The sequence below is a fragment of the Candidatus Tisiphia endosymbiont of Empis tessellata genome, from assembly GCF_964031035.1.
Classification (GTDB): domain Bacteria; phylum Pseudomonadota; class Alphaproteobacteria; order Rickettsiales; family Rickettsiaceae; genus Tisiphia.
This window is the reverse complement of sequence record NZ_OZ034997.1, coordinates 329,730-354,576: the sequence shown is the minus strand read 5'-3', so window position 1 is coordinate 354,576 and position 24,847 is coordinate 329,730. Positions and strand designations below refer to the sequence as shown.

Genomic DNA, 24,847 nt, shown 5'->3' with positions numbered 1-24,847 from the left:
TACCAACTCTTCATTTACGAGCAGTATACCAAGAAGCTACTTAAAAGACATATTTTATAACTTATACATTAGCTAGTCAATTAAAAAATATACCTAAAATTGAAATAATTATAACATTTTTTCAATTTTCAAAAAACTTGGTTAAGAAACTCATTAGGTTATATGGAGGTTGTTATTTAATTTTGTAGATTTAGTTGACTTTTTATTATTAAATATACCATACTAAATCTCAATTGGTCCAGTAGTTAAACCATTAACAAACTGTTGCAAGTAAGGATTATCACTATTTTTTATTTCATCTTTTTTACCAAACCATAAAATCTTCCCTTTATAAATCATAGCAACCTCTTTAGCTATCATATAAGCACTATTCATATCATGAGTTATGGTGATGGTAGTAGCCTTTAGCTCCTCTTGAACTTTAATTATTAATTCATTGATAACATTAGCCATTATAGGGTCAAGACCGGTAGTTGGTTCATCAAGGAAAAGAATTAACGGATCGCCACAAATAGCCCTAGCTAGAGATACTCGCTTTTGCATACCTCCGGAAAGCTCAGATGGATAAAGACCTAGTATTTTTGTAGACAAACCTACAGAATTAAGTTTAGATGCGGCTAACTCCTCTTTATTTTTTGGAGATAATTTATACAGTTTTTCAGTAAAGAATGTAATATTATCTTGAACAGTTAAAGAATCAAAAAGAGCTCCTCCCTGAAATAGAAACCCCATGGTTTCCATCATTTTAAATCTATCTTTACTTAAAATATTTACAGTTTCCACTTCATCAATAACTATACTACCTTCATCAGCCTGAATTAAACCAATTATAGTCTTTATTAACACTGATTTACCAGTTCCTGATCCCCCAAGAATTACTATTGAACTATTCTGCTTTATATCTAAGTCTATACCATCAAGTACCTTATGATCGCCAAAAGATTTATATAATGAGCGTATTTTTATTTTTGATTCATCCATAATCTATTCTCGAGTCTTATATTTTAAAAAATAACTCTGTTATCAAGTAATTACTGATTAGAATAAGAACTGAAGAATTTACTACCGCGGAAGTTGTACTCGTCCCAACTCCTTTTGCTCCTGTACCTGAATAATAACCACTATAACAACTTACTATTGAGATAATAAAACCAAACACTGCTGCTTTTACCAAACCAGAAATGACATCTATTGGTTCTAAAAACTTAAAGCTATTCGTTATATAATTAAAACTATTAAAATCAAGCTTATAAACACTTACCAAATAACCACCCATTACTCCTAATATATCACCTATTAATACTAAACATGGTAATGTAATAACTGCGGCTAGTACTCTTGGAAAAACTAAATATTTTATGGGATCAGTTGACAAAGTATAAAGTGCATCTATTTGTTCAGTCACCCTCATAGTAGCTATTTCAGCAGCAATTGATGCACCAACCCTACCAGCAACCATAAGACCAGCAAGAACTGGTCCAAGCTCTCTAGTTATTGAAAGGACTACCACCGTAGCTATTGAACTTTCAGCCGAGAAACGAGAAAAACCTGTATAACTTTGTAATGCCAGCACAGCACCGGAAAAAAAGGTAGTCATAGCTACAACTGGTAGAGAATAAAAACCTATAGACAATAACTGCTTTAATACTAAGTTGTAGTATAAAGGTCTCTTAAAAATACTAGTGATTCCCGCAATAGTAAATAGAGAAAAAGCCCCTATAGTCCTTGCAAAACCAATAGTATGTTTACCTAATAAATTAACGGTATCAAGAATCATTTTTGTATACTCTCTTATATCTGCTGCCTAGTAGAGTGAGAATTTCATAACCAATGGTATTTATTATATTCGCTATTTTATCTAAAGTACAATAATTCCCTATAATTTCAGCTTGTTGCCCTAGAAAAATTTTATTTGGTGGGAGTTCAGTAACATCAACAGTAATTGAATCCATTGACACCCTACCAACTACAGGAGCTGAATGCGAATCAATAGCTACTACCCCACAATTGCTAAAAGCCCGGGGATAGCCATCAGCATAACCAAGAGGCAAGGTAGCAATTAGTCTATTACTATTTGTTTTAAAGGTCATATTGTAACCAATGTAACTTTCTGGTGGTAATTCTTGCAATTGTATTATTGGAGCAGTCAGTCTTATCGGATTATGCATTGGATTTTTAAATGTATTACCCAAAGGATTAATACCATACAATGCAGCACCAGGGCGTATTAAGTCAAAATGATATTCTTTCCCTAGAAATATACTACTAGAGTTAGCTAGACTAGCTTTGACTTTTGGGAAATATTTTAAATAATGCTTAAACTTTTTTAATTGTTGTAAATTATAAGGATCATCAACTATTTCAGATGCAGATAAATGACTTATAATATACTGCAATTCAAGGCCAACTAATAGATCAGGTTTGTCTATTATATGTTGCATTTCTGTGTCAATCATTCCTAAGCGATTCATACCAGTATCAACATGGATTGTACAAGATAATACTTCTTTTTTAAGAGAGGCAAACTCTTGCCAAATTTCAACTTGTTTTAAACTATTAAGCACAGGAATTAAATTACTATTTCTAAATTCCTCAACGTCATTGCTAAATACACCATTAAACACAAAAATATTAGATTTTTGTCCCAATACTTTACGTAATGATATTCCTTCATCAACTGAGGTTACAAAAAAACTCTGACAATTCTCCATCTGTAAGGCTGGTGCGATAGCATCAGCACCAAGTCCATAGCTGTTAGCCTTTACCACGGAGGCAATCTCTGAAGTTTTACAAATTTTAGAAATAATACGATAATTAGCACGAATTTTTGCTAAGTCTATTTCAAGTGTACATCTATCAGTATGCATAAAGTCTTAAATTCTCATGATTTTGTAGATTTTTGTAATGCTGCTATAATAATTGGAGCAACTGATATTACATGGAACTTAGATGGTAAATCAGTAGTTTCTATTATATCAGTTATATATACGTTCATTATATCATAATTCTGAATATTTTCTTTGGACATGCTAGAAAGCACTGGGTGAGTTATAAAAGCATTGACAGATAAAGCTCCTACTTCCATTAATAGCTTAGCTCCCTTACACAGGGTTTCGTCACTATCAACAATATCATCAATTAATACACAATGCTTGCCGGAAACGTTACCTATTATTTCTGACATTTGGCATTTATTAGTAGACCTCTTGACCTCTCTACTTTTATTAATAACAGCTATATTCATGTTAAAAAGCCTATTCACATCACGTACACGTACAAAACCACCAACATCTGGAGATACAATAATAGAATTATTATAAGTTTCAATAATCGGAGCAAATAAACTTATTGGATCAAGATTTTGTATTGGAATTTTAAAAAAACCCTCTAATTGCTGTGAATGCAAATCGACAGTTATTACATGATTAACACTAGAAACTTCCAACATACTCGCTACAAGACGGCTCGATACTGGAGTAAAACTACAAGATCTACGATCTTGGCGGCTGTAACCAAAATACGGTATAACCGCAGTTACTTGTGAAGCTCCTGCTCTTTTTACCGTATCAACTAATAATAAAAGTTCCATCAAGTGGTTATTGGCTGGTCTAGAAGTAGATTGTACTATAACAACATCACACTTATGCATATCTTCAAGGATTTGTACCCTTGTTTCAGTATCATCGAAAGCTGTAATATAAGTTTCCACATATTAACAATTTAGTTCCTCAGCTAAATATCTGGCTAATTTTTTATGACTAAGACCTGCAAGAATTTTCATGCTAATTATAATAATTGGTTTAAGAATTGGTTTAATTTTTTGTAGTATACAATAATTATAATTTGCACTAAGTGTTTTATGAAAAATATTTCTATTCAATAGCAGAAAAAATGATATCAATCTTCGTAGGTTTTATGACCTCTTTCCCAATTCATCTATTAACTTATCAAAACCACTATTACTGAGAATATTCATGAACTCTGACTGTTGAGAATTGATAAGACTAACACCTTCTGTAATAACATCTGAGACTTTTAAATTAGTTTTATCGCTTGTACCCTTTACTTGACGTACTAAGTAATTTACTTTAGCAGTTCCTATTAACATTTCTACCATAAACTCTCCTTCATCAAGAACACGCACTTGTTGAACTTTAGGTTCTTGACCATGGTAATTCTTTACTAAATCAGCATAGGCCTTGCTTACATAATTACTGTAAACTTCTGTGAATTGTTTAATTTGTTCAGGAGTTAGAGTTCTTCTATAAACACCAAGGGTGAATTTAGCCATCCAATTCAGATATAAGTTAGCTAAAATTAGCTTTTTAGTTTTAGCTATTTTGGCATCTTGATCTAAACTCTCATCATTACATACATCTAGCCCAGCTCTTATTAGCTGATTAACATAATTATCAACCACCATTTTGTCATCAGCAGCAGAATAGGCTGACAAAGATAGACAACTTAAAATTAAGCAAACAATAATTTTTTTCATAAGTAACTACTCTTAATTAGGTTTAGGACATTTAAATTGATTAGGATAGACAATGACCGATTCACGATTTTGATGCATAGCTGATCTTACAGCTATGTAAGGATCAGTAGAACTACATCCTATATAGTCAGTAAATGGTAATAATCCTAACCTAGTATCTATAACTTGTATACTAGAAACTATGATTTCAAAATCTCTATGTACTGCGTACATTATAGGATTTAAGTAACTATTTGTAAATATAGCATCTGTACTATCTCTTGCATTAGTACTACCAAAAAATGGTATGACTAAATATGGTCCAGAACCAACTCCATAGTGGGCAAAAGTACTACCCAAAGTTTGTTTGGTAACTCTCAATCCAATTTTATCTGCTACATCAAATAACCCACCTATACCAAACGTAGCATTGATTAAAAATCTCCATAAGCTTTTCATAGTTTGGTCATAATTCATCTGTAGGCCATAATTGACGGCAGTCAAAGGCACACTAATGTTATCTAGAAAACTGCTCACTCTAGCTCTAATATAATTATTACTAATTCGTTTATAGCCTATACTAATAGGGCGTAAGAATATATAGTCTAAAACAGAATTAAAGGCAAAAAATTTACGATTTAGTTTCTCATAAGGGTCATAGACTTGAGTACATCCCTTACCTTCATTATAAACATACCTAAAATCTTCATCATCTTGAGTATTTTGAGTACTCGCTATTGCAGTTATAGTAGAAAAATTAACTAACAACAGTAATATAAATTGCTTCATGGCATCATTAATGGTTTTTCTTACAAATCACCATATAGTATTTATCATTTTTTTCTAGAGCTAATTCTTCACTATTTAATATGGTAAACTTAGTTTGACCTAAAGCTTTCTTAATATCTGCTATAGTAAAAATAAATTCTTTTCTCTTTAATGAAAGGTTTGTGACGTTATCTATTGGTAAACAAAATGCAAAATATCCTAATACATTAACTATAGAATAAATAGAATTAAAATAATCTAATAGGTTTTTAGTAAACGAAAGAGAGTTAAAACTCAGTACTACATCATATTTATTAGAGTTGTGTTTAATAAAATCCGATATTGAAATTTCTAATAACTGATCATAAATATTGCCATATATGGTAACAAGCTTATTCATAATTTCTGAATTTTCAACACCGGTAAAAGTAAAGCCATCAGGAAAACGCTTTTTTACTTCATAACCCACTAAGCCTATATTACTACCTAACTCCAAAATATGGTAATTATCAGGTAAGTCTGTTATGTTATTCATAGTTGTACTTACAAAACTGTAAGGTAGGTATAGTTTATTATTACTACGAAATTTATTGCCATAATATTCAGCGGTAAGATTTTTATATTGATGCCAAATTTGCGGTGGAATCTCTGACAAATTATTATGATTTTGTAGAAAAGATGCTAACTTTATTTGATCAGCTTCAAAAGCTCTTTGTAGATGATACAAAGCTTTTTCATAATTATTTTTTAAGCAATATGTCCAACCAAGCCAATAATTAGCTTGATGGTCGTTAGGACAAAGAATTTTGTCAACCAATTTAAGCCTTAGTATAGCGTCATTTAAGTTATTTTTATACAAATGTTCTATACCAAGATTAAAATTAGTTTCTTTTAAGTGTGTTACCTTATATTTTACATCGACAAAATAATTGATAGATGTCAAGATTTTCTCCCTATACCAAGATGGGAAATTCTTAATATAATTATAGTATAATTTTATTTTGTCTTTTATTGAGTCGTAACTGTTACGAATAATTTTGCTGCCGAACATAAATTGCTATAAATTTGATTTTTTAAACATATATTCATCATATGATAACATATATATCAAATGACACTAATACTTAATAGTAATAAATTATATAAAATAAATCATATTGTACTAAATTCTGCTTTCAAGAATTGTTTTTTTTAACAATTATAGTATAATACACCCCAATTTTGGATAAGAATTAACAAATTCTTATCCAAAATTCGCGTAATACGAAAATAATTATAAGGTTTTATAGAATCATGCCACTTATTGCTAAACGCTTAGATCTAATAAAACCATCTCCAACTTTAGCTTTAGTAAAAAAAACATTTGAACTAAAAAAGCTAGGTAGAGATATAATCTCTCTTGGGGCTGGTGAACCTGACTTTGACACACCCAATAATATCAAAGAGGCTGCAATTAAAGCACTGCGAGATGGTTTCACAAAATATACTAATGTTGATGGCATTTTGGAGCTAAAACAAGCAGTACAGACTAAATTCAAGTATGAAAATAATTTAGATTATGATCTAGATGAAATAATCGTGTCAAGCGGTGGTAAACAAGTAATCTATAATTTATTTATGGCTTCCCTTAACCAAGGGGACGAAGTAATTATTCCCAGTCCTTACTGGGTCTCATATCCAGATATGGTAATGTTAGCTGAAGGGATTCCAGTATTTGTTAATTGTGGCATTGACAACAATTTTAAACTTACTGTTGAAGCTCTAGAACAAGTAATTACCCAAAAAACTAAATGGTTAATTATTAATTCACCAAGTAATCCAACAGGGGCTGCATACTCTTACCAAGAGTTAGCAGATATTGCTGAGTTACTACGCAAATATCCCAATGTAAATGTTATGTCAGATGATATTTACGAGCATATTATTTTTGATGATTTTAAATTTTATACTTTTGCCCAAGTAGCACCGGATTTAAAAGATCGAATATTTACTGTTAATGGTGTATCAAAAGCTTATTCTATGACAGGATGGCGTATAGGATATGGGGCTGGTCCTAAATCATTAATTAAGGCAATGACTATTATTCAGTCACAAAGTACTTCTAACCCCTGCTCTATAAGCCAAATGGCAGCTATTGAAGCTTTAACTGGCACTCAATATTTTATTAAACCTAATGCAAAAAACTTTCAAAAAAAACGTGACCTAACCTTATCAATTCTAAGTGATATCAAAGGTGTTAGTTGTGATAAACCAGCAGGAGCATTTTATCTATTTCCTAAATGTAATGAATTATTTGGTTTGAAAACTCCCACTAGTAAAATTATCAAAAATAGTAACGATTTTGGAGAATATCTGCTTGAAGAATGTAACGTTGCGGTTATTCCTGGTATTGCATTTGGTCTAGAAGGTTATTTTAGAATTTTATACGCAACTTCGATAGAAAATTTGGAGCAAGCATGCTTGCGTATAAAAAATGCTTGTCATCAATTAAAATGATCAAGAAACTTCTGAAAAAAAACAATTTTGTACTTAGTGTAGTTACTAAGTTATTGTATACTTATTTGAGAGTAGTTTATTTTACCTGTCGCTGGCAATTTGTTTTTTCAGATAATTACAATAAGCAAGAATTTTTGGCACAAAAAGGGGTGATTTTTGCTTTTTGGCATAATAGGCTGGCTTTCGGTCCAGGAATATTTGCTGGTCATAAAGATATTTATGCACTTATTTCTCCTCATTCGGATGGTAAAATAATTGGTAATATTGTCAATAAGTTTGGCTTTGGGGTAATAAATGGTTCGACTAATAAAAATTCCGTAGCAGCTTTAAAAACAATTATCAAAAAGTTACATAACGGTAGTAATATAGTGATCACACCAGATGGTCCACGTGGACCTATTTATAAGATAAATAGTAATATTAACAAAATAGCTCAAAAATATAATATAAAATTAATACCGGTTTCTTGTCAGGCTTCTAGATATTTTTTACTTAAGAGTTGGGATAAACTGATTATGCCGCTACCTTTTGGTAAAATAACAACTTTTATAGGCTTACCACTAGCTTTTGTAGGAAATGAAAACCAAGACAATATTAATTTAGCACAAGCATTAACAGGGTTGAAGTAAATCTATCTATGATCTATTTATACTATGTCTTAAGTTTTCTACTTCTTCCAGTGTATTTCTTTTTATTAGTATTAAGAGTTATTATTGGCAAAGAAGATGTAAAACGTATTAAGGAACGTTTTGCTATTTCCTATGCCTATGCTAAACGAAATGAAACTTTAGTTTGGATACATGCAGCCAGTGTAGGGGAATCTATTATAGCTCTTACCTTAGTTGAAAATATTAATAATCTTTGGTTAAAAAGAACTATGCCAAAAACCTCCTTAAAGTTTTTGGTTACTTCGGGAACTAGATCTTCTGGAAAAATATTACAACAAAAACTACCGCAAAATGCCATTCATCAATTCATTCCTATAGACAATATTATTTTTGTTAAAAAGTTTTTTAGAAATTGGCAACCAAACCTAGGAATTTTTGTTGAATCAGAGTTATGGCCATGTCTCATTAGTGAAGGGGCAAAACATTGTGAACTATTATTATTGAATGCACGTATTTCTGATAAATCATTTGAATCGTGGAAAAAAATAAGTTCATTTTTTAGGTTAGTTACCACTAACTTTAGTAAGATTATCGTGCAAAGTAATCGTGATTTCCAGAAATTTACGCAACTTGGTGTGACAAATATAGTTAATTTAGGTAACATTAAATTTGCCAACAAAAAATTACCTGTACATGAACAAGAGTTAACAATTTTAACACAACATATGAGTGGTAAAAGAGTTATTGTATTTGCTAGCACCCACCTAGACGATGAGGTAGTAGTACTTAATATTATAAAACCAATAAAACAACGACACCTAGATTGCTATTTTATTCTAATTCCACGCCATCCTGAGCGTAAGAATGATATAGGAAAAGCGTGTACTCAATTAAATTTAACTTATAGTATCAAGTCCGAACAAAATATACCTATTCTAACTGATGATCTTTACATTGTTGATAAATTTGGCGAACTTGGATTGTTTTTTAGCATAGCCTATATCTCATTTGTTGGCGGTTCATTTAAACAAGGAGGACATAACGTACTTGAACCAGCATATTTTGCTAATTATATTATATTTGGGCCAGATATGAGTAATTCTGCTGATATTTCTAATGAAATGCTTATTAATAAAGCTGCTACTCAAATTCGTGATGAAAACGATTTGCTGAATAAAATTGATTATCTTCTATCTGAGACTGGTACTCAGGAAGCTAAAGTTTATCAGGCTAATGCTTTGGAATTTGTTAATAAAAACCAACAAATTTTGGGTAATTATTTAGCTATTATAGAAAAACACTTAGTGGGAAATTAATGTTATGTTATACTCAGAACATGTGGTATTAGTTGATGAACAAGATAATATCCTTGGAATAGAGGATAAGTTAAAAGCTCATAATTCTAATACTCCATTGCATAGGGGATTTTCTGTATTTCTTTTCAATAGCAAAAAAGAATTTTTGATACAAAAAAGAAGTTTACTCAAAAAAACTTGGGGTGGGTTTTGGTCAAATAGTTTTTGTGGACATCCACAAATTAACGAAACTTATGAACAAGCAATTTATAGGCATGCAAAATTTGAATTAGGTTTAGTAAGCCTACAGAGAGTAGATATTATTGCTAATTATCGCTATAAATTTGCTATAAATAATATTGTAGAAAATGAAATATGCCCGATATATTTGGCTTCATCAGATGATATCATAAAAATAAATGAACAAGAAATAGCAGAAGTAAAATTACTTAAATGGGTAGACTTTAAGTTATATATGGAAAAATACCCAACAAAATTTTCCCCTTGGTGTAAGGAAGAGCTTAAAATATTAGAAAATAACGAAATATTCAAAAAATTTATGGATTCATCTTTATAACTATAGTATAAAACTGGACTATGGCTAACCCGACTAATATTTAGCCAAATTCACAAACGTCATTGCGAGTAGCTACTTTAGTAGCGACGAAGCAATCCATAAAAGTGATTAGCAATGGATTGCTTTGTTGGCTTATGCCTCCTCTCCTCGCAATGACATCAGTTTACTATGGCTAAATGCTAAGCGGGTTAGCTATAATGAGTATACTCACCGCAAAAGAATATATAGGGTATTTAGGGGTCATAGCTCAGTTGGTAGAGCGTTTGAATGGCATTCAAAAGGTCGGGGGTTCGATTCCCCCTGTCTCCACCAAATATCTCCAACCTTTCAAAGGTTTTTATAATTTCTTAAAAGTATTTTTATTTTGGTTTCCCACCAAAAGTCTCCAAATTTGACCTACAAAATAGTCTATTTTTAACCGTTTTTCACGGGGAGGAAATATGATAGAATCGTTAATTTTTCCGACAATTTAATTGAAAATCCTGATACCATTTTTTATAATTTGGTGGATAATTTTATCCCACCTGAGTGGTGCAATCTTACTAACAATTGTGGTAAACAATTAAGCAAAACTTCTCGTCAACTTTTGTCATTGGTTTTACGAATGTTGGTTGGATATATGAGAATTTTGTCTGAAAATGAAAGATAGAATACAGATTTGTAATATAATGCTTTGATAAAAGCTTGAGTTGATCAATGTAATATATATATAGATCAAGCTAACTTACACAAAAAAAATGATTGACTCTTTCCAAATCAAGTGGAAGACTATTTCAATGTTCTAAAACCAACAAGATAGGCTTGTAGCCTATCTTACCTTTCGGAAGCCGGATGTGGTAGCTCTGCATGTCCGGTTCTGAGGAGGAGCTTAACAAGCAATTGGTTAGGTCTACTCACACGTCTGACCTACGGTCTCCTCGCTAATAGACGGTTTTTTTTAACTTTCAACAGTTGTGGCGAATACCCCGCAAGTATTTGCAAGAGCCAATTCTTCAAAGTATTCAAGTATCTGAGTCAATCTGCAGTCAATTGAATAACAAAATTTGGCATTACTCCCTGCTCAGTTGCTGCAATTTCCAAATGGTACATTTTTTCTTCAATAGTATGATACTGGTTATGAAACTTTGTAGCATTACCTGTTAATACTAAAGCTGAATTAATTCCTACTTTATTCGCTCCTAAAATATCAGTATAGAAAGTATCGCCTATCATAAGAATACGTTCCAATGCAATATTTGGTAATTGGGTTAATACTTTATAATATATTTCTATATAGGGTTTGCCGGTAAAAATTACTTCACCAGCAAATTGTTTTATTTTTGCAGCAAAGTATCCAGCACAATATCTCTGTATTCCTTGTTGTCTAATTCCAAGGTCTGGGTTCGCACATATGCTAACCATGTTTCTTTTAACTGCAGTTTTTAATAAATCGTCAAACTCATCCAAATTTAAATTTTTTCCTTCATCACGATAAAGCGTTAACAGCAAAATATTAGCTTCATTTATGTTTGTGGTGGTAGGCGTCTGTAATCCGTCCATAAGATCGTTACTTTCTTGACCAAGATGATAAACTATAGGATTTTTTATACCAAATCTTTTATCACTTTCTAGTATCATATCAATTGCTACTTCACCAGAACTAATAATCATTTCTTTCGTTGCGTTAATGCCCCAGCTGTTAATTTTAGTAAATAAGGAAAATGTGTTGCGTGGTGCATTAGTAACAAAAAAAACTTTCTTTTGTTGTTTAAGTATCTTGTTAATATTGTCAACTACTCCGGGATAAATTTGGTTACCTTCTACTACCACTCCCCAAAGATCAAATAAAAAAACATCATAATCATCTATTACAGATGAAATATGTCTAAAATCTAGTTTTGTCATTTTGCACACTATACTTATAGGATAATCTGATGATAATAGACAATAAATATTTTTAGTAAAATATATTTGTTAAAAATTGTAGGGTAATTTAAAAACCTACCCTAAAAATCTCTCATAAAAAAATAAATTATGTTAACAAATTATTTTGGTTTCCTTAGAAAGGTTGGAATATCATGGATATCAACTTCTACATTATCCTTCTGAAGAATAGGTGGTGTAGGCTTTTTTATTTGCTCCTGAGTTTGAGTAGTATTAGATCTGAGTGAATTCCACATTCTACTTAGTAAAGATGATTTTGCATCATTACTGCTTATAGTTTGCTGATTTAGCATATCAATTGATGTTGCTTGAACACTTAAATTTAAATGTTGTGTTTCAGAATCCACTAAACTAGGCTTTTCACCAGTATATTGAGCAAAATCTGGAATTTCTTCTAATATTGTTGTTTCTATCGAATTGGACTGACTATCCATCTGTTCAGAACTCGTAGTAGTACTTGCTATTAATTCAATAGGTTGGGATCTGCTACTTATTGAGTGATCAGCATCAATACCAGTAGCAACTACCGATACTCTAATAACACCATTTAATTCTGGATTAAACGTAGAGCCGAAAATAATATTGGCATCGCTATCACCTACTTCTTCTCTAATTCTATTAGCAGCACTATCAACTTCAAATAATGTCATATCCGTACCACCAGTAATGTTAATTAAAACCCCCCTAGCACCACGCATTGAGTTATGATCTAATAATGGGTTAGAGATAGCTGCTTCAGCAGCTTTAACTGCCCTATCCTCGCCAGAGGATTCTCCTGTACCCATCATAGCTTTACCCATTTCGCTCATCACCGTTCTAATGTCGGCAAAATCTAGATTGATAAGCCCTGGCATGATCATCAAATCAGTAACCCCTCTAACTCCAGCATGTAATACATCATCTGCCATTTTAAAGGCATCTGCAAATGTAGTACTCTCATTTGCTATACGAAATAAATTTTGATTCGGTATTACTATCAAAGTATCAACAAATTTCTGTAAATCTAGTAAACCTTGCTCGGCAGTTCTAATTCTATGTTTTCCTTCAAAATGAAAAGGCTTAGTTACCACTCCGACAGTAAGAATTCCTAGTTCCTTTGCTATCTTTGCAACAACCGGAGAAGCGCCTGTACCAGTGCCTCCACCCATCCCGGCAGTGATAAACACCATATTGCTACCCTCTAAGTATCCCTTAATCTCGTTAGCTGATTCTTCAGCGGCTAAAGCACCAATCTCTGGAGATGCACCAGCTCCAAGACCCTTAGTAATAGCAACTCCTAACTGTATTTTATTATCACATAAAGAATGTTCCAGTGATTGTGCATCAGTATTAGCAACAACAAAATTTGCTCCTTGTAATTTTGCAAGTACCATATTATTTACCGCATTACCACCAGCTCCCCCAACACCAAATACTGTAATAACTGGTTTAAGAACTATATTCTCTGGTGCTTTGAAATGTAAAGCCATAATAATACTCTACCTGTTAAGTTAAATTGTTGTTAGTATAGTAAAGAATCCAAAAATTTCTACCATAAAATAACCTTCCTTATAGTTAAGAGTTGTTTTAAATTACTCGAATAAATCAACATGAGTACCACTGCGGTGTAATATAACTAAGTCATCAGTTATTTCATAAATAAGAAGCCAGTCAGGTTCAATATGACATTCATATTTCGAACCATAATTTCCAATTAATTTGTGTGAACGATATTTACTTGGCAAAGGAATAGCTTGTACCAATATTTCTACCACCTTATATAGTTTTTTTTAATCTTTATTTCTTTTAACAATACGCTTTAAGTCACGCTTAAAAACTGTAACCTGTATAATCTGTTTCAACTTTAGTCAATATTTAAAGATTGTTTAAATTCAGCCAAGGAAGACTTAGTGTAATCACCTTCTTCACTTTCTTTAAATGCTTGTAAAGTTTCAAGGTTTGGCTTTTTTACATGTGGTCTAAAGGGTAGTCCTCTAGAATTGATAGATTGCTTTATAAATATCCTGATAGCTTCAGACAATGTCATACCCATCTCATGAAATACTAATTCTGCCTCATCCTTAATTTCTGAAGAAATACGTAGCCTAATGTCAACATTATCCATAAATTCCCCTTATTATACATATAATGTACGTAACATTGACATATATCGTGATATATGTCAATAGACTTCTTGCAAGACTTCATCTGCTCATTATATCATACCATATTTTCTGCTAGCACTAAGCTATCAAACTCTTCACCTGATAAAAAATTTAATTTTATAGCCGCTTCTCTTAAAGTTATACCTTCCTGATAGGCTTTTTTTGCAATCTTTGCTGCATTATCATAGCCTATATGTGGATTTAATGCTGTTATTAACATTAGCGATTGTTCTCTGAGCTTATTAATACGTTCTATATTGGGTACTAGCCCATCAATACAGTGCGTAACAAAACTATTGATGCTAGAAGACATTAAGTCTATTGACTGCAAAATATTATATATTATAACAGGCTTAAAGGTATTTAACTCGAGGCAACCGTTTGATCCGGCTACAGTTACTGCAAGATTATTTCCCATGACCTGAACACAAACCATAGTTAATGCTTCAATTTGTGTTGGGTTGACCTTACCTGGCATAATTGACGAACCAGGTTCATTTTCTGGTAGATGTAATTCACCAAAACCACATCTTGGCCCTGATCCGAGCAGTCTAATATCATTAGCAATTTTCATTAAACTTACCGCTATAGTATTTAGGGTACTAGAGAATTCTACTAATGCGTCATGAGTAGCTAGTGCTTCAAATTTATTAGCAGCACTTTTGAACGGATAGTTAGTATATGAGGCAACTTTATCAGAAAATTTTATTGCAAATTCTTTACGGCAATTAATACCAGTACCTACTGCAGTGCCACCTTGTGCCAAGAAATATACTCTTTTTAGTGACTCTTCAACCCGTTCTATAGCATATGCCACTTGTGCTACATATCCAGAAAATTCTTGTCCAAGAGTTATAGGTGTAGCATCCTGTAGATGAGTACGCCCTATCTTAACTATTTTATTCCAAGCTTGAGATTTGGTATTTAACGCCGAATGCAGATTTGTTAAGGCTGGAATCAATTGTTGCTTACTAGCAAGTACGGTTGCTATATGCATAGCAGTTGGGAAGGAGTCATTGGATGATTGTGCCATATTCACATGATCATTAGGGTGAATTGGTGATTTACCACCCTTTTTACCTACTAGCTGTTCATTACCAATAGAGGCGATTACTTCATTCATATTCATATTAGTCTGTGTACCAGACCCGGTCTGCCATACTACTAAAGGAAATTGATCATCAAATTCCCCATCTAATATTCTAGTGGTAGCTTGATCTATTGATTCTGCTATTTCAGGCTTAAGATCACCTAATTCCTTATTGACCTTTGCTGCACATTTTTTTAAAATTGCTAGTGCCTTAATCAATTGTATAGGCATTTTTTGATTACCTATCTTAAAATTTGCAAGAGACCTTTGAGTTCCTGCACCCCAGTAAGATTGATTATCTACTTTAATTTCTCCAAATGAATCAGTTTCAATTCTATAATTTTTCATAACAATCTTTTCCTTTTCATACCTATCTGTATTAAGAGCCTATTCATCTGCCCAAGCTTTTGACTTACCTTGTTCATCAAGAGGGTTACCGTCATCATCAGTAACCAAAGATTGCTCCGTGAATTTAAAGAAGAAAGCTTTATTTGTATTATTAGGCGTTTCTACAAATATAGCTCCATCTTGATAAATACCATTACTTGCACTTTGCGGCATCATTAAAGAAGCACCTTGGTTCATATGTATATTCTAGGAGGTAGATGATTATATGTTTGTCTTAGATGTAAGCCATAAGGCATCTCTTGCATTGTTTCACTATCATAATACGATTCACCTAAAATACACACTTTTGTACCACATATAAGATATTGGTCTAACAAAGCTGATATTTCTTGCCATGATTTTGGTAGCATATTCTTTAAATCAGCTACTTTTAAAATTTCACTACGAAGATAATCAAGCCTAGAAGTGTAAGGTAACTTATCCAAACTAAATAATCCTTCATTTCCTAGTTTATCTAAATTAGTTAATAGCTCATTATTGAACTGATCGGTATAGTACACCTTAACATTAGGTATCGAATCGGACTGAGTGTTTATATTTACTTGATAGTCTAATCCATTAGCTTGTACTATAAGATTATGATGAGTCATTGTGTGTTTTATATGATCTTCTAAATCCTGTTATACGATTCCCTTTAAACACGAATAATTTTTTAACATACTAATAACCTTTTTATACAGAGTAGATTTGCTCATTCTACTATAGAAGCTTGTGAAATGCTACCGTATTTTAAATTCTTTATATTTAAATTACTTGACTCTTTTTCCTACTATATTATACTAAATATGTCATATTAAATATATGGCATAACATTTTCTATCTATTATAGGTTATTTTTATGTTAAAAGAATCAGATGATTTAAAAAACCCTCGATTATCAATAATCGTTAAAAATACTAACGAAAATTCTATCTTCTTTCCTTTTGCCTCATATCCTCATCATTTTCACATGTATTGGTGCTAATCACCTTATTTCTATTTTTCCAAAAAGCTTTAATTCTTAATTTAACAACACATAATTTAACCGCGATTTTTTGTTTTCTTGCTTAATTTATGTGAATTTTTAAAAAATGTTATTGAAAAGTGCTGTCGTTTGACGTGCGTGCTAAAGAATCTTATTAAGTTTTAGTAAGTTCTTTGGCTTGACCTTAGAATGACCTACTTTCATATAACATTCAAATTCTAACATTATATTGTAGGTGTTTTATGAGTGCAATTTTAAATGTACCAAATTCAACGAGGTTTCCCAAATTTTTAATAATGCTATTCTTTGTTGAAATGTGGGATCAGTTTAGTTATTATGGGATGAGGTCTCTTTTAGTGCTTTTCTTGACTTCCCGTCTAGGGTATGAAGATGCAAAAGCTTATGCCATCTATTCATTATTTGCAGCGGTTGGTTATGCAGGTCCTGTGCTTGGCGGCTTCCTCGCTGACAAATTAACAGGATTTCGTAATATGGTACTACTTGGCGGTATCATTATCACTATTGGTCACCTGTCCTTAACTTTAGTTGAATTGGAGTCTGAGCTAATATATATAGGCCTGGCGTTAATTGCTGTAGGTACTGGTATGTTTAAAGGGAATATAACTAATTTGTTAGGTTCATGTTACAAGGAAGACGACCCAGAACGAAGTAGAGGATTTACTTTATTTTATGTAGGTGTAAATCTAGGATCATTCATGGCATCCATATCATGTAGTTATATAGCTTATTTATATGGTTGGCACTATGATTTTGGTATAGCTGGGGGTGGTATGATCTTAGGACTTACTATTTTTATCAAATTTCAACATTTGTTAGGAGATAATGGTATTTCCCCACGACCAGAACTGATGAATAAGAAAATACTAGGGTTAAATATTTTTACTATATTAATGATAGCTAGCCTTCTTTTTGCTCTTGTAGTTGCTAGAATGCTTATATCAAGTGAGTTCTTTGCTAATATACTTGCTTTGTGTGGTATTCTAATTTTAGGTATATTTATTTACATAATAGTAAAATCATCGCCACTACAAAGAAAAAGATTAACAGTATTATTAATACTAATTACATTTTTTATGTGTTTTTTTGCATTAGAAATGCAACTTGGCTCACTAGTCAACTTATTTACTCAAAGAAATGTTGTAAATGAAATATTGGGGTTAACAATTCCACCTGCTGTTTTTCAAGCAATAAACCCTTTTTCAATTATAATATTTGGTTCTCTATTAGGGGCATATATGAAATTTGATAAAAAATATACCACTCCTATATTTGCTTTTGGTATTTCTACCATGGCTATATGCTTTTTTATATTATATATAGGATGTTTAAATGCAAATATAGAAGGAAAGATAGGATTTACTATACTTAGTAAGTGGTATAGCATTTATAGGGCTTGGAGAACTATGTATAGGACCATTAATACAAGAACAAGCAACTTTACTTGCACCTAAACACTTAAAAGGCTTGGTAATGGGTATAATAATGTTATTTGCAGCATTTGCTAATTTAGCAGGAATTTTAATATCGAAGTTCATGGCAATCCCTTCCATAAATGGGGAAGTAGATTGTCTAGAGTCCTTAGAGATATATAAAAAAGGATTCTTAAAGATAGCAACGTTTAACTTAGGGTTAGCACTCTTATTTTTACCTTGCTATCTGTTTGTAAATAAAGTTATAGCACAGACGAGTACAGAAAAAGTAGACCAAAAACGCTAACGTAAGTAATGGTATACTGCTTGTAAATGAAGAGTTGATAGACGATAGAATCAAAATCATGATAGTAGCAGGAGTCGTAGGGTCGAGGTGCTAGGCGTACATTTAGTACGTGGCTACCTAACCTCAGTTCGATATAAGAATTAATAATTCTTATATCGATACTTGCTTTGTTATAAGGAAAAATGCACTCTTGAAGCGGCTGACGCGGGTGCATTTTAACTTTTTTCATCATTCAATATGTGATTTTAATTATTAAAATCACATATTGAATGGAGTATTATATTTTAACAATCAGGTGGGCAGCCACTTCAAACCTGATTGTTTCTATATATAATACTGAATTCGATGTAACTTGTTACATCGAATTCAGGTTACCTACGATCCACAACTGTCGAAAGTTCGAAGAGGCAGCGGTTTTAGGCAGGGCAGTTTAAAAGTTGTATGTGGTCAACGTCTATTAGCGAGAAGACCGTAGGTCGACGAAGCAATCCAAAAAATAACCAAAATGGATTGCTTCGTCGGCTTATACCTCCTTGCAATGACGCTAGGCTGTTTTTCCTATAACTTTTAAATCGCCATGGGGATTATACGTAAGGTAAGTGATTAAGAAAGTTCAATTTATCAAATGTACTTCTTAATGTGGGAATGTAAGATCTAATATTATTATAAATTTTATCCGCTAGCTGCTCATCATAAGTGTGAGAGGTAATATTTCTATCTAGCAGCATTTTTAACCACTCTTGTTCATGATCAATCAGATGTCCTTTAAATGCTTCTCTTAAAACATCTTTAGGATATTGCACTTCTAATCCTTTGCTTTCAAGAATTACCCTTAATAATTTCCAAAATAGTTCTATTGTAAACTCAAATCTTTGAATGGTAGCATCTATATTACTTCGATCTTCTAGCACGGGCTTAAATACAATATCTTCTAAAGATATTAAAGCTCTACTTAGCTTTGAGAAACCTAACTCTATTTTAGGATCTTTCATATAATTTCACCCCTTCTCGTATTATAGATAATTTTAAGTCTGATGAATCCTCTAATTCGTCAAGCCTTATACAATCTATTTTTAAGAGTGTATCAGCATTATTAACAATTTCTTGTAATTTCAACCAATCCTTAGTAGTAGCATTATGACATACTATAGCTAAATCAATATCTGCTCTATCCTGATTATCGTTCCTTGCCCTAGAACCAAATAACCAAACCTCCTCAACCACAATCTGTGATATTAAATCATTATAAAATTTATAGTCCTGAACTTTCATTTATTAATTCCATACCTTCTATTATTTTAATAATTTTTTAAAATAATAAAGAGGTAAGATTAGATTGCAATAAAGTTATCTTCACAATTTTAAAATTATATTATAGCTAACCCGAAAAGGTTTTAGGTATATGTTAATCTTGCTTAGCTAGAAAGCGATGTCATCCCGCGAAGGTTTATGTCATTCCTGCGTATGCAGGAATCTAAAAAATGACCAAGATAGGTGTTAAGTTATTTTAGATATCTACCTACGCAGGGATGACATCGTAAGATCATATTTAGATTCCGCTACCTACGCGGGAATGATACCAAGGCTATCACCTACCTTAAACGTGTTAGCTATACCTAAGATTATTTACTTAACCTTGCTTAAGAATTAACTATTCTGCGTATTTCTTCTTTGACTCTTTCTATTTTTTGAATCACATTAATCACTCCATTTTTTGTTTTTTGATTATATATCGTAATATTGGCAACAACTTTTGTTCCATTTCTGTAAGGATATATTTTTATAGAAATGTCAAATTGCTCATCATTAAGGTTTAATCTGTAATTAGTGCTATCTTTACCTAACAGGCGATCAAAGTTTGCTTTTATTGAATCACCATTATATTCTGAATTGAGTTCAAATACATAATCAAATACAGCACTTAATAAATAAGATTCTATATCAAAATCAGGCACAGGAAATGGCAAAACTACACCCTGTTGGTATGTTTCTTGAGTCTTAGGCGTTAGTATAACCCATGTGCTATCAGGCTTAGATATAGTATTTACGTCAACATTGTAAATCACACCAGAACCTGCCACCCCATTGTCAGTCCTTCTTTCTATTAACAAACCATTGTGTTTAGAATTAATATGTAACCTTTCTCTTTTACTCTCAGGTCCACAATTATATTGCTTGAACCTTAGTCCATTAACTGTCCCAGCACTTTGTTCAACCCCATGTGGTAAAATATATGTTACTTGGATACCTGTAATATCTTGGGCTAAATTAGCCTTCGGCATCAAAACCCTATCTCCAACACACCCTGTTAAAAATAGAAAAACAGATAATATCATTATTAGTGTACTTAAACGCACATTTCCCTCTTATTTACATAATTAAGATATTTTTTATAATTTAAACGTAAAAGGCAATTTTTATATTAAACAAAAATAATTGTACATATCTAATATAATTAGAGATGGACTCATGTCAACAATTTTTAAATTATTAATCATTAATAACACGAATTTAACATAACAGTTTTACCTTTTACTCAACACTCCCCAATGTTAAAAAATAAGGTACATGATCAGAGGGCATAAGCCAATTCCTAGCTTCTGATAAGGAGCTAACAGATAGCATCTTATCTTGTAAGTTAGAACTAGTCCAAATATGATCTAATCTACGTCCCCGATTAGATTTTTGCCAGTCTATATTTCTATAACTCCACCAAGTATAACATTTCTCATTATGCGGTATGAAATAGCGGCTACTATCGATAAAACCTAAGGAATCCTGTAATTCCAACAGAGTTGAACGCTCTATGTCTGTATGGCTGACAACATTACGCAATTGACGGCTAGACCATACATCATGCTCATGAGGGGCAATATTTAGGTCTCCAGTTATGATAATCTTACTATCTTTACTCCGATTATTGGTTAACCATTCTTGCATTAATTTGACGTATGCCAATTTATGTTTAAATTTTTCATTAACATTCACATCAGCTATATCACCACCAGCTGGTACATAAAAATTATGTATCTCAATACCTAAAACTTCTACTGCTACATGCCTTTTATCGCTATTATACAATTCAAGAATGAATTTATTGATAAAAGGCAATTTTGATAAAATTGCTACTCCATTATAAGACTTCTCTCCTGAACAATATATGTGCTGATAGCCCATATCATTAATAGCTTTGTAAGGAAATAGTTCATTAATTGTTTTAATCTCCTGCAGTGATATAATATCAGGCTGATGTTCATCAATTAGCTTTTTGAGCAAACTAAGTCGCAAGCGTACTGAATTAATATTCCAGGTTACTATTTTCATTTATTAAATCTCTCCAATATTTCCACTACAACATACTTTAGAATTCTAAGAATTTTTGCCTCTGGGCTAAGATTCTTAGCCGCCCATTTCTTGATCCATGGTTCTATAAGTTGCCATACGTTAATTTTTGGATCAAGCTGCTGTCCTACTCCTTCTACTACTACTATAGTTTTCTGTAACAATAGCAATTGTGGTTGCACCTCCATACCAAAATCTTCGGTGATTTTAAATAATTGTGCAAGTAACCTACCTATGGAAATATTTTTAACGGCATATCCTATAATCGGTTCGCTTACTGCTCTACACGCCTGAGCAAAAAGATCAAGATCGGTATTCTGAGGAATATAACCAGCCCTAAGATGGACAAGTGCTACTAACTTATAGTTCCTACTTAAAAAACCAAATAGGCTTTCAGCAATTGCCATTCTGTCTTTATCAGATAACCTACCCATAATACCAAAATCTAGTAATACTATGCTACCATCCGACCTAACTAAAATATTGCCGGGGTGTAAATCTGCATGAAAGAAACCATCTCTATATACTTGGTTAAAAAATATTGTAGCAAATCTTTGGGCTATTTTAGTTAGATATAAGCCCTGCTCTATAAGCTTATCTCGAGCATAAATTGATATTCCATCTACCCATTCTGTGGTTATTATATATTCATGAGTCAGTTGCCAATAAACTTTAGGAATATATATATCAACATCATTTTGCAGATTATCAGATAGTTCTGAAGCTGCTGCTGCTTCTAAACGTAGGTCAAGCTCAAATTTCATAGTAGTATTAAATACATCTATTACCGCTACTGGTCGCAATCTTTTAAATTTTATAAATATTTTTGCTACTAGTTTAGCAAGAATATATAAAATTTTAATATCTTTATTATATGTATGATGAATTCTCGGACGTAATATTTTTACTGCAACGAATTCACCAGACTTCAACTTAGCTCTGTGTACTTGAGAAATCGAAGCTGCTGCAATTGGTATATCCTCAAAGACGGAGAATAACTCATCGGTACTTTGACCAAAAGACTCATCAATAATCTTTCGTGCTATACTGCTGCTAAAAGGTGGCAACTTATCTTGAAGAGACTGCAAATAATGGGCAATCTTAACTCCTATAAGATCCGGTCTTGTGGAAAGAGTTTGACCAAATTTTATATAAACAGGACCTAATTTTTTAAAACAATCGGTTAACCTTATACCAAAATCATCTTTTGGTGTTTTCAATAGACCAATTGGATAAAATACTATGGTTATCATCCAGCCAAGAATTTTTAACCTAGATGGTAATCTTATTGTACCAGGATAAGTCAGTATTTGCTGCTTGCTTACCACTCTTAATATATATAAAAAATTCAATAATAAGCTAATCATATATACTCAAATGATTTGAAGTTTTAAGCTACTTGCCTAAGCAGTAAAACATCTGCTAAACTCCTTGGGATTAAGTACTTAAAAAAACGTCGTATTACAATTTACTGTGCTTTAGTATTTATAAACTTGACGGCAAATTGTAGACCCCTATCATCAATAGAATGCATAAGATTTGGTATCTTGTAATTACTATGATCAATATTATATTTCTGTAAATATTCTATTATCTCGTCCATGCTACTTACATCAACCACATCATCTAATTCGCCATGTATTACGCAAACTGGCGTAGTTTTATTGATACATTCTAGTGGGGCGATTAATTTACCAGAAAAGCCTACCACACAAGCAAAAGGCTCTTTTTGTACCAAATTTAAATATAGTCCCATCATAGTGCCTTGTGAAAAACCAATTATGATAGTATCTTTATTAGTTAAATTTAGTTCTGCTTGTTTTTTTTGAATTATCTTTTTAACTAAACCACTATTTTTATCAACTAATTCCCCTATTACATGAGGAGTACGATCATTTAGACTAAACCATTGTCTACCATACGGTGCATTGTCAAATTTTTCAACTCCATGCGGCGAGATAAAATGACAATCTAGTAATTCCTTAGATATAAAGGGAACTAAGCTTATTAAGTCATGCCCATCTGAACCAAGCCCATGTAACAACACAACAAGCTTTTTACATTGACCATTCAAACTTTTTACTTCTGGGTAAGATAATATTTCATTTTTAATCATTTTTTAAGCTCTTAAAAAGTTTCCACAGGGGTAATACCCCGTTAACCTAGGCGATGCACACAAAATTAGTAAGATGTATACAACTTTGTAGTCAAACGTCATTGCGAGAAGCCACTTTAGTGGCGACACTGCAATCCAAATTACTTATTATATTTTTTGTGGATTGCTTCGTCGCCACTAAAGTGACTCCTCGCAATGACGTATTTTTTAATAATTCTAAAAAACTTGATTATCGAGTAGAACCGCTTCAAACCTGATTGTTTCTATATACAATACTGAATTCGATGTAACTTGTTACATCGAATTCAGGTTATAACATATAAATAAGCTAGCACTAATAGTTATTATCTTAAATATCTACTAATTCTTGATAGGATACTTCTAAAACCTCATAAGATTTTGAACCTTTAGGAGTGGTTACTTCTACTATATCTCCGACCCCTTTACCGATGAGAGCCTTAGCAATTGGCGATACTATGGATACCCTCTTTTTGGTTATATCTGCTTCATACTCTCCAACAATATGATATATAACTATTTCCTCTGTTTCATCATCGATCAACTTAACTAACGCCCCAAATTTTATGGTATCACCGGAGAGTTTTGAGGTATCAATAATTTTAGCTCTTGCTATTTTATCTTCAAGATCCAAAATGCGACCTTCAATAAAACTTTGTTTTTCCCGTGCTGCATGGTATTCTGCATTCTCAGATAAATCTCCAAAATCTCTAGCTGTTGCTATAGCTTCAATTACTTTTGGTCGTTCTATGTGTTTAAGATGTTTAATTTCTTTTTCTAAACTATCAAACCCTTTATGTGTAATAGGAAAATCTGCCATAATAATATGTCTTGTCTAAGTTAAGTTTTCTAGTATATTTGTTGTGTCAAACTTTGTCAAATAGACC

25 protein-coding genes, 1 tRNA gene and 2 pseudogenes are annotated in these 24,847 nt (G+C 32.2%); 7 read left to right on the top strand and 21 right to left on the bottom strand.

Annotated elements, in window-relative coordinates; genetic code table 11:
- Positions 1-222: 222 nt before the first annotated feature.
- The 7 genes from AAHM86_RS01825 to AAHM86_RS01795 all read right to left on the bottom strand — a co-directional run bounded on the left by AAHM86_RS01825 (position 223) and on the right by AAHM86_RS01795 (position 6,293).
- Positions 223-981 (bottom strand): ABC transporter ATP-binding protein, encoded by a 759-nt coding sequence (locus AAHM86_RS01825; RefSeq protein WP_342268076.1) that lies wholly within the window; start codon positions 979-981, stop codon positions 223-225.
- Positions 982-997: 16 nt separating this feature from the next.
- The gene (locus AAHM86_RS01820; protein WP_341747289.1) at positions 998-1,777 is read right to left on the bottom strand and encodes an ABC transporter permease; all 780 of its coding nucleotides are present in this window, start codon (positions 1,775-1,777) and stop codon (positions 998-1,000) included.
- Entirely contained in the window at positions 1,767-2,867 is a 1,101-nt protein-coding gene (locus tag AAHM86_RS01815) for an alanine racemase (RefSeq protein WP_342268075.1), read from the bottom strand. Before AAHM86_RS01815 ends, AAHM86_RS01820 begins: the two co-directional genes overlap by 11 nt.
- Positions 2,868-2,881: 14 nt before the next feature.
- A complete protein-coding gene (locus AAHM86_RS01810; RefSeq protein WP_342268074.1) occupies positions 2,882-3,709 on the bottom strand; it encodes a ribose-phosphate diphosphokinase in 828 nt (275 codons plus the stop codon).
- Between the two features lie 204 nt (positions 3,710-3,913).
- The gene (locus AAHM86_RS01805) at positions 3,914-4,495 is read right to left on the bottom strand and encodes a phospholipid-binding protein MlaC (RefSeq protein WP_342268073.1); all 582 of its coding nucleotides are present in this window, start codon (positions 4,493-4,495) and stop codon (positions 3,914-3,916) included.
- 12 nt (positions 4,496-4,507) lie between these two features.
- A complete protein-coding gene (locus AAHM86_RS01800; protein WP_342268072.1) occupies positions 4,508-5,263 on the bottom strand; it encodes a VacJ family lipoprotein in 756 nt (251 codons plus the stop codon).
- Between the two features lie 7 nt (positions 5,264-5,270).
- Entirely contained in the window at positions 5,271-6,293 is a 1,023-nt protein-coding gene (locus tag AAHM86_RS01795) for a class I SAM-dependent methyltransferase (RefSeq protein WP_342268071.1), read from the bottom strand.
- A gap of 242 nt (positions 6,294-6,535) precedes the next feature.
- Here AAHM86_RS01795 and AAHM86_RS01790 point away from each other — a divergent pair, with 242 nt between their 5' ends.
- From AAHM86_RS01790 to AAHM86_RS01770, 5 genes are all read left to right on the top strand, one after another.
- On the top strand, positions 6,536-7,738 hold the full coding sequence (locus tag AAHM86_RS01790) for a pyridoxal phosphate-dependent aminotransferase (protein ID WP_342268070.1): 1,203 nt from the start codon (positions 6,536-6,538) through the stop codon (positions 7,736-7,738).
- Positions 7,735-8,367, top strand: coding sequence for a lysophospholipid acyltransferase family protein (locus AAHM86_RS01785; protein ID WP_342268069.1), 633 nt, complete (start codon positions 7,735-7,737; stop codon positions 8,365-8,367). The genes AAHM86_RS01790 and AAHM86_RS01785 overlap by 4 nt, the downstream gene beginning before the upstream one ends.
- 8 nt (positions 8,368-8,375) lie before the next feature.
- Positions 8,376-9,662, top strand: a complete 1,287-nt coding sequence (gene waaA, locus AAHM86_RS01780; RefSeq protein ID WP_342268068.1) for a lipid IV(A) 3-deoxy-D-manno-octulosonic acid transferase — start codon at positions 8,376-8,378, stop codon at positions 9,660-9,662.
- Between the two features lie 4 nt (positions 9,663-9,666).
- The gene (idi, locus tag AAHM86_RS01775; protein WP_342268067.1) at positions 9,667-10,218 is read left to right on the top strand and encodes an isopentenyl-diphosphate Delta-isomerase; all 552 of its coding nucleotides are present in this window, start codon (positions 9,667-9,669) and stop codon (positions 10,216-10,218) included.
- 236 nt (positions 10,219-10,454) lie between these two features.
- Positions 10,455-10,530 (top strand) — tRNA-Ala (locus tag AAHM86_RS01770).
- A gap of 702 nt (positions 10,531-11,232) precedes the next feature.
- Here AAHM86_RS01770 and AAHM86_RS01765 read toward each other — a convergent pair.
- The 7 genes and pseudogenes from AAHM86_RS01765 to AAHM86_RS01735 all read right to left on the bottom strand — a co-directional run bounded on the left by AAHM86_RS01765 (position 11,233) and on the right by AAHM86_RS01735 (position 16,373).
- Positions 11,233-12,102, bottom strand: coding sequence for a TIGR01459 family HAD-type hydrolase (locus AAHM86_RS01765; RefSeq protein ID WP_342268066.1), 870 nt, complete (start codon positions 12,100-12,102; stop codon positions 11,233-11,235).
- Positions 12,103-12,637: 535 nt separating this feature from the next.
- Positions 12,638-13,610: pseudogene (gene ftsZ / locus AAHM86_RS01760) on the bottom strand (cell division protein FtsZ); the annotation flags it as partial.
- A 102-nt stretch (positions 13,611-13,712) separates the two neighbouring features.
- Positions 13,713-13,898 (bottom strand): annotated as a pseudogene (locus AAHM86_RS01755) (type II toxin-antitoxin system YafQ family toxin); the annotation flags it as partial.
- A gap of 86 nt (positions 13,899-13,984) precedes the next feature.
- Positions 13,985-14,245, bottom strand: coding sequence for a type II toxin-antitoxin system RelB/DinJ family antitoxin (locus tag AAHM86_RS01750; protein ID WP_341747302.1), 261 nt, complete (start codon positions 14,243-14,245; stop codon positions 13,985-13,987).
- A gap of 95 nt (positions 14,246-14,340) precedes the next feature.
- Complete coding sequence (gene fumC, locus AAHM86_RS01745) at positions 14,341-15,723, bottom strand: class II fumarate hydratase (RefSeq protein WP_342268064.1); 1,383 nt, start codon at positions 15,721-15,723, stop codon at positions 14,341-14,343.
- A gap of 39 nt (positions 15,724-15,762) precedes the next feature.
- On the bottom strand, positions 15,763-15,960 hold the full coding sequence (locus AAHM86_RS01740; RefSeq protein ID WP_342268063.1) for a DUF2278 family protein: 198 nt from the start codon (positions 15,958-15,960) through the stop codon (positions 15,763-15,765).
- Complete coding sequence (locus AAHM86_RS01735; RefSeq protein WP_342268062.1) at positions 15,957-16,373, bottom strand: DUF2278 family protein; 417 nt, start codon at positions 16,371-16,373, stop codon at positions 15,957-15,959. Before AAHM86_RS01735 ends, AAHM86_RS01740 begins: the two co-directional genes overlap by 4 nt.
- Before the next feature lie 616 nt (positions 16,374-16,989).
- Between AAHM86_RS01735 and AAHM86_RS01730 the strand changes: the two genes are divergently transcribed.
- Both AAHM86_RS01730 and AAHM86_RS01725 read left to right on the top strand, forming a co-directional pair.
- Positions 16,990-18,219 carry an oligopeptide:H+ symporter gene (locus tag AAHM86_RS01730; RefSeq protein WP_342268061.1) on the top strand — a complete coding sequence of 410 codons (1,230 nt, stop codon included), beginning with the start codon at positions 16,990-16,992 and terminating at the stop codon, positions 18,217-18,219.
- Between the two features lie 31 nt (positions 18,220-18,250).
- Entirely contained in the window at positions 18,251-18,484 is a 234-nt protein-coding gene (locus AAHM86_RS01725) for a hypothetical protein (protein ID WP_342268060.1), read from the top strand.
- A gap of 584 nt (positions 18,485-19,068) precedes the next feature.
- Here the strand turns inward: AAHM86_RS01725 and AAHM86_RS01720 are convergent.
- The 7 genes from AAHM86_RS01720 to greA form a co-directional block, all read right to left on the bottom strand.
- On the bottom strand, positions 19,069-19,476 hold the full coding sequence (locus tag AAHM86_RS01720) for an HI0074 family nucleotidyltransferase substrate-binding subunit (RefSeq protein WP_342268059.1): 408 nt from the start codon (positions 19,474-19,476) through the stop codon (positions 19,069-19,071).
- Positions 19,463-19,756: a nucleotidyltransferase domain-containing protein gene (locus AAHM86_RS01715; RefSeq protein ID WP_342268058.1), complete on the bottom strand. Its 294-nt coding sequence runs from the start codon at positions 19,754-19,756 to the stop codon at positions 19,463-19,465. The genes AAHM86_RS01720 and AAHM86_RS01715 overlap by 14 nt, the downstream gene beginning before the upstream one ends.
- A gap of 368 nt (positions 19,757-20,124) precedes the next feature.
- The gene (locus AAHM86_RS01710) at positions 20,125-20,820 is read right to left on the bottom strand and encodes a hypothetical protein (RefSeq protein WP_342268057.1); all 696 of its coding nucleotides are present in this window, start codon (positions 20,818-20,820) and stop codon (positions 20,125-20,127) included.
- Positions 20,821-21,016: 196 nt separating this feature from the next.
- Positions 21,017-21,808, bottom strand: coding sequence for an exodeoxyribonuclease III (xth, locus tag AAHM86_RS01705; RefSeq protein ID WP_342268056.1), 792 nt, complete (start codon positions 21,806-21,808; stop codon positions 21,017-21,019).
- A complete protein-coding gene (ubiB, locus tag AAHM86_RS01700; protein ID WP_342268055.1) occupies positions 21,805-23,193 on the bottom strand; it encodes a 2-polyprenylphenol 6-hydroxylase in 1,389 nt (462 codons plus the stop codon). The genes xth and ubiB overlap by 4 nt, the downstream gene beginning before the upstream one ends.
- 101 nt (positions 23,194-23,294) lie before the next feature.
- Complete coding sequence (locus AAHM86_RS01695) at positions 23,295-23,942, bottom strand: dienelactone hydrolase family protein (RefSeq protein WP_342268054.1); 648 nt, start codon at positions 23,940-23,942, stop codon at positions 23,295-23,297.
- Positions 23,943-24,291: 349 nt separating this feature from the next.
- Positions 24,292-24,783 (bottom strand): transcription elongation factor GreA, encoded by a 492-nt coding sequence (gene greA / locus AAHM86_RS01690; protein WP_341748463.1) that lies wholly within the window; start codon positions 24,781-24,783, stop codon positions 24,292-24,294.
- Positions 24,784-24,847: the final 64 nt, after the last annotated feature.

What these genes read in the sequence shown, in the direction of transcription:
- AAHM86_RS01825 (WP_342268076.1), bottom strand. Translation starts at nt 981, where the DNA reads ATGGATGAATCAAAAATAAAAATACGCTCATTATATAAATCTTTTGGC.
- AAHM86_RS01820 (WP_341747289.1), bottom strand. Translation starts at nt 1,777, where the DNA reads ATGATTCTTGATACCGTTAATTTATTAGGTAAACATACTATTGGTTTT.
- AAHM86_RS01815 (WP_342268075.1), bottom strand. Translation starts at nt 2,867, where the DNA reads ATGCATACTGATAGATGTACACTTGAAATAGACTTAGCAAAAATTCGT.
- AAHM86_RS01805 (WP_342268073.1), bottom strand. Translation starts at nt 4,495, where the DNA reads ATGAAAAAAATTATTGTTTGCTTAATTTTAAGTTGTCTATCTTTGTCA.
- AAHM86_RS01800 (WP_342268072.1), bottom strand. Translation starts at nt 5,263, where the DNA reads ATGAAGCAATTTATATTACTGTTGTTAGTTAATTTTTCTACTATAACT.
- AAHM86_RS01795 (WP_342268071.1), bottom strand. Translation starts at nt 6,293, where the DNA reads ATGTTCGGCAGCAAAATTATTCGTAACAGTTACGACTCAATAAAAGAC.
- AAHM86_RS01790 (WP_342268070.1), top strand. Translation starts at nt 6,536, where the DNA reads ATGCCACTTATTGCTAAACGCTTAGATCTAATAAAACCATCTCCAACT.
- AAHM86_RS01785 (WP_342268069.1), top strand. Translation starts at nt 7,735, where the DNA reads ATGATCAAGAAACTTCTGAAAAAAAACAATTTTGTACTTAGTGTAGTT.
- waaA (WP_342268068.1), top strand. Translation starts at nt 8,376, where the DNA reads ATGATCTATTTATACTATGTCTTAAGTTTTCTACTTCTTCCAGTGTAT.
- idi (WP_342268067.1), top strand. Translation starts at nt 9,667, where the DNA reads ATGTTATACTCAGAACATGTGGTATTAGTTGATGAACAAGATAATATC.
- AAHM86_RS01765 (WP_342268066.1), bottom strand. Translation starts at nt 12,102, where the DNA reads ATGACAAAACTAGATTTTAGACATATTTCATCTGTAATAGATGATTAT.
- AAHM86_RS01750 (WP_341747302.1), bottom strand. Translation starts at nt 14,245, where the DNA reads ATGGATAATGTTGACATTAGGCTACGTATTTCTTCAGAAATTAAGGAT.
- fumC (WP_342268064.1), bottom strand. Translation starts at nt 15,723, where the DNA reads ATGAAAAATTATAGAATTGAAACTGATTCATTTGGAGAAATTAAAGTA.
- AAHM86_RS01740 (WP_342268063.1), bottom strand. Translation starts at nt 15,960, where the DNA reads ATGAACCAAGGTGCTTCTTTAATGATGCCGCAAAGTGCAAGTAATGGT.
- AAHM86_RS01735 (WP_342268062.1), bottom strand. Translation starts at nt 16,373, where the DNA reads ATGACTCATCATAATCTTATAGTACAAGCTAATGGATTAGACTATCAA.
- AAHM86_RS01730 (WP_342268061.1), top strand. Translation starts at nt 16,990, where the DNA reads ATGAGTGCAATTTTAAATGTACCAAATTCAACGAGGTTTCCCAAATTT.
- AAHM86_RS01725 (WP_342268060.1), top strand. Translation starts at nt 18,251, where the DNA reads ATGTTATTTGCAGCATTTGCTAATTTAGCAGGAATTTTAATATCGAAG.
- AAHM86_RS01720 (WP_342268059.1), bottom strand. Translation starts at nt 19,476, where the DNA reads ATGAAAGATCCTAAAATAGAGTTAGGTTTCTCAAAGCTAAGTAGAGCT.
- AAHM86_RS01715 (WP_342268058.1), bottom strand. Translation starts at nt 19,756, where the DNA reads ATGAAAGTTCAGGACTATAAATTTTATAATGATTTAATATCACAGATT.
- AAHM86_RS01710 (WP_342268057.1), bottom strand. Translation starts at nt 20,820, where the DNA reads ATGATATTATCTGTTTTTCTATTTTTAACAGGGTGTGTTGGAGATAGG.
- xth (WP_342268056.1), bottom strand. Translation starts at nt 21,808, where the DNA reads ATGAAAATAGTAACCTGGAATATTAATTCAGTACGCTTGCGACTTAGT.
- ubiB (WP_342268055.1), bottom strand. Translation starts at nt 23,193, where the DNA reads ATGATTAGCTTATTATTGAATTTTTTATATATATTAAGAGTGGTAAGC.
- AAHM86_RS01695 (WP_342268054.1), bottom strand. Translation starts at nt 23,942, where the DNA reads ATGATTAAAAATGAAATATTATCTTACCCAGAAGTAAAAAGTTTGAAT.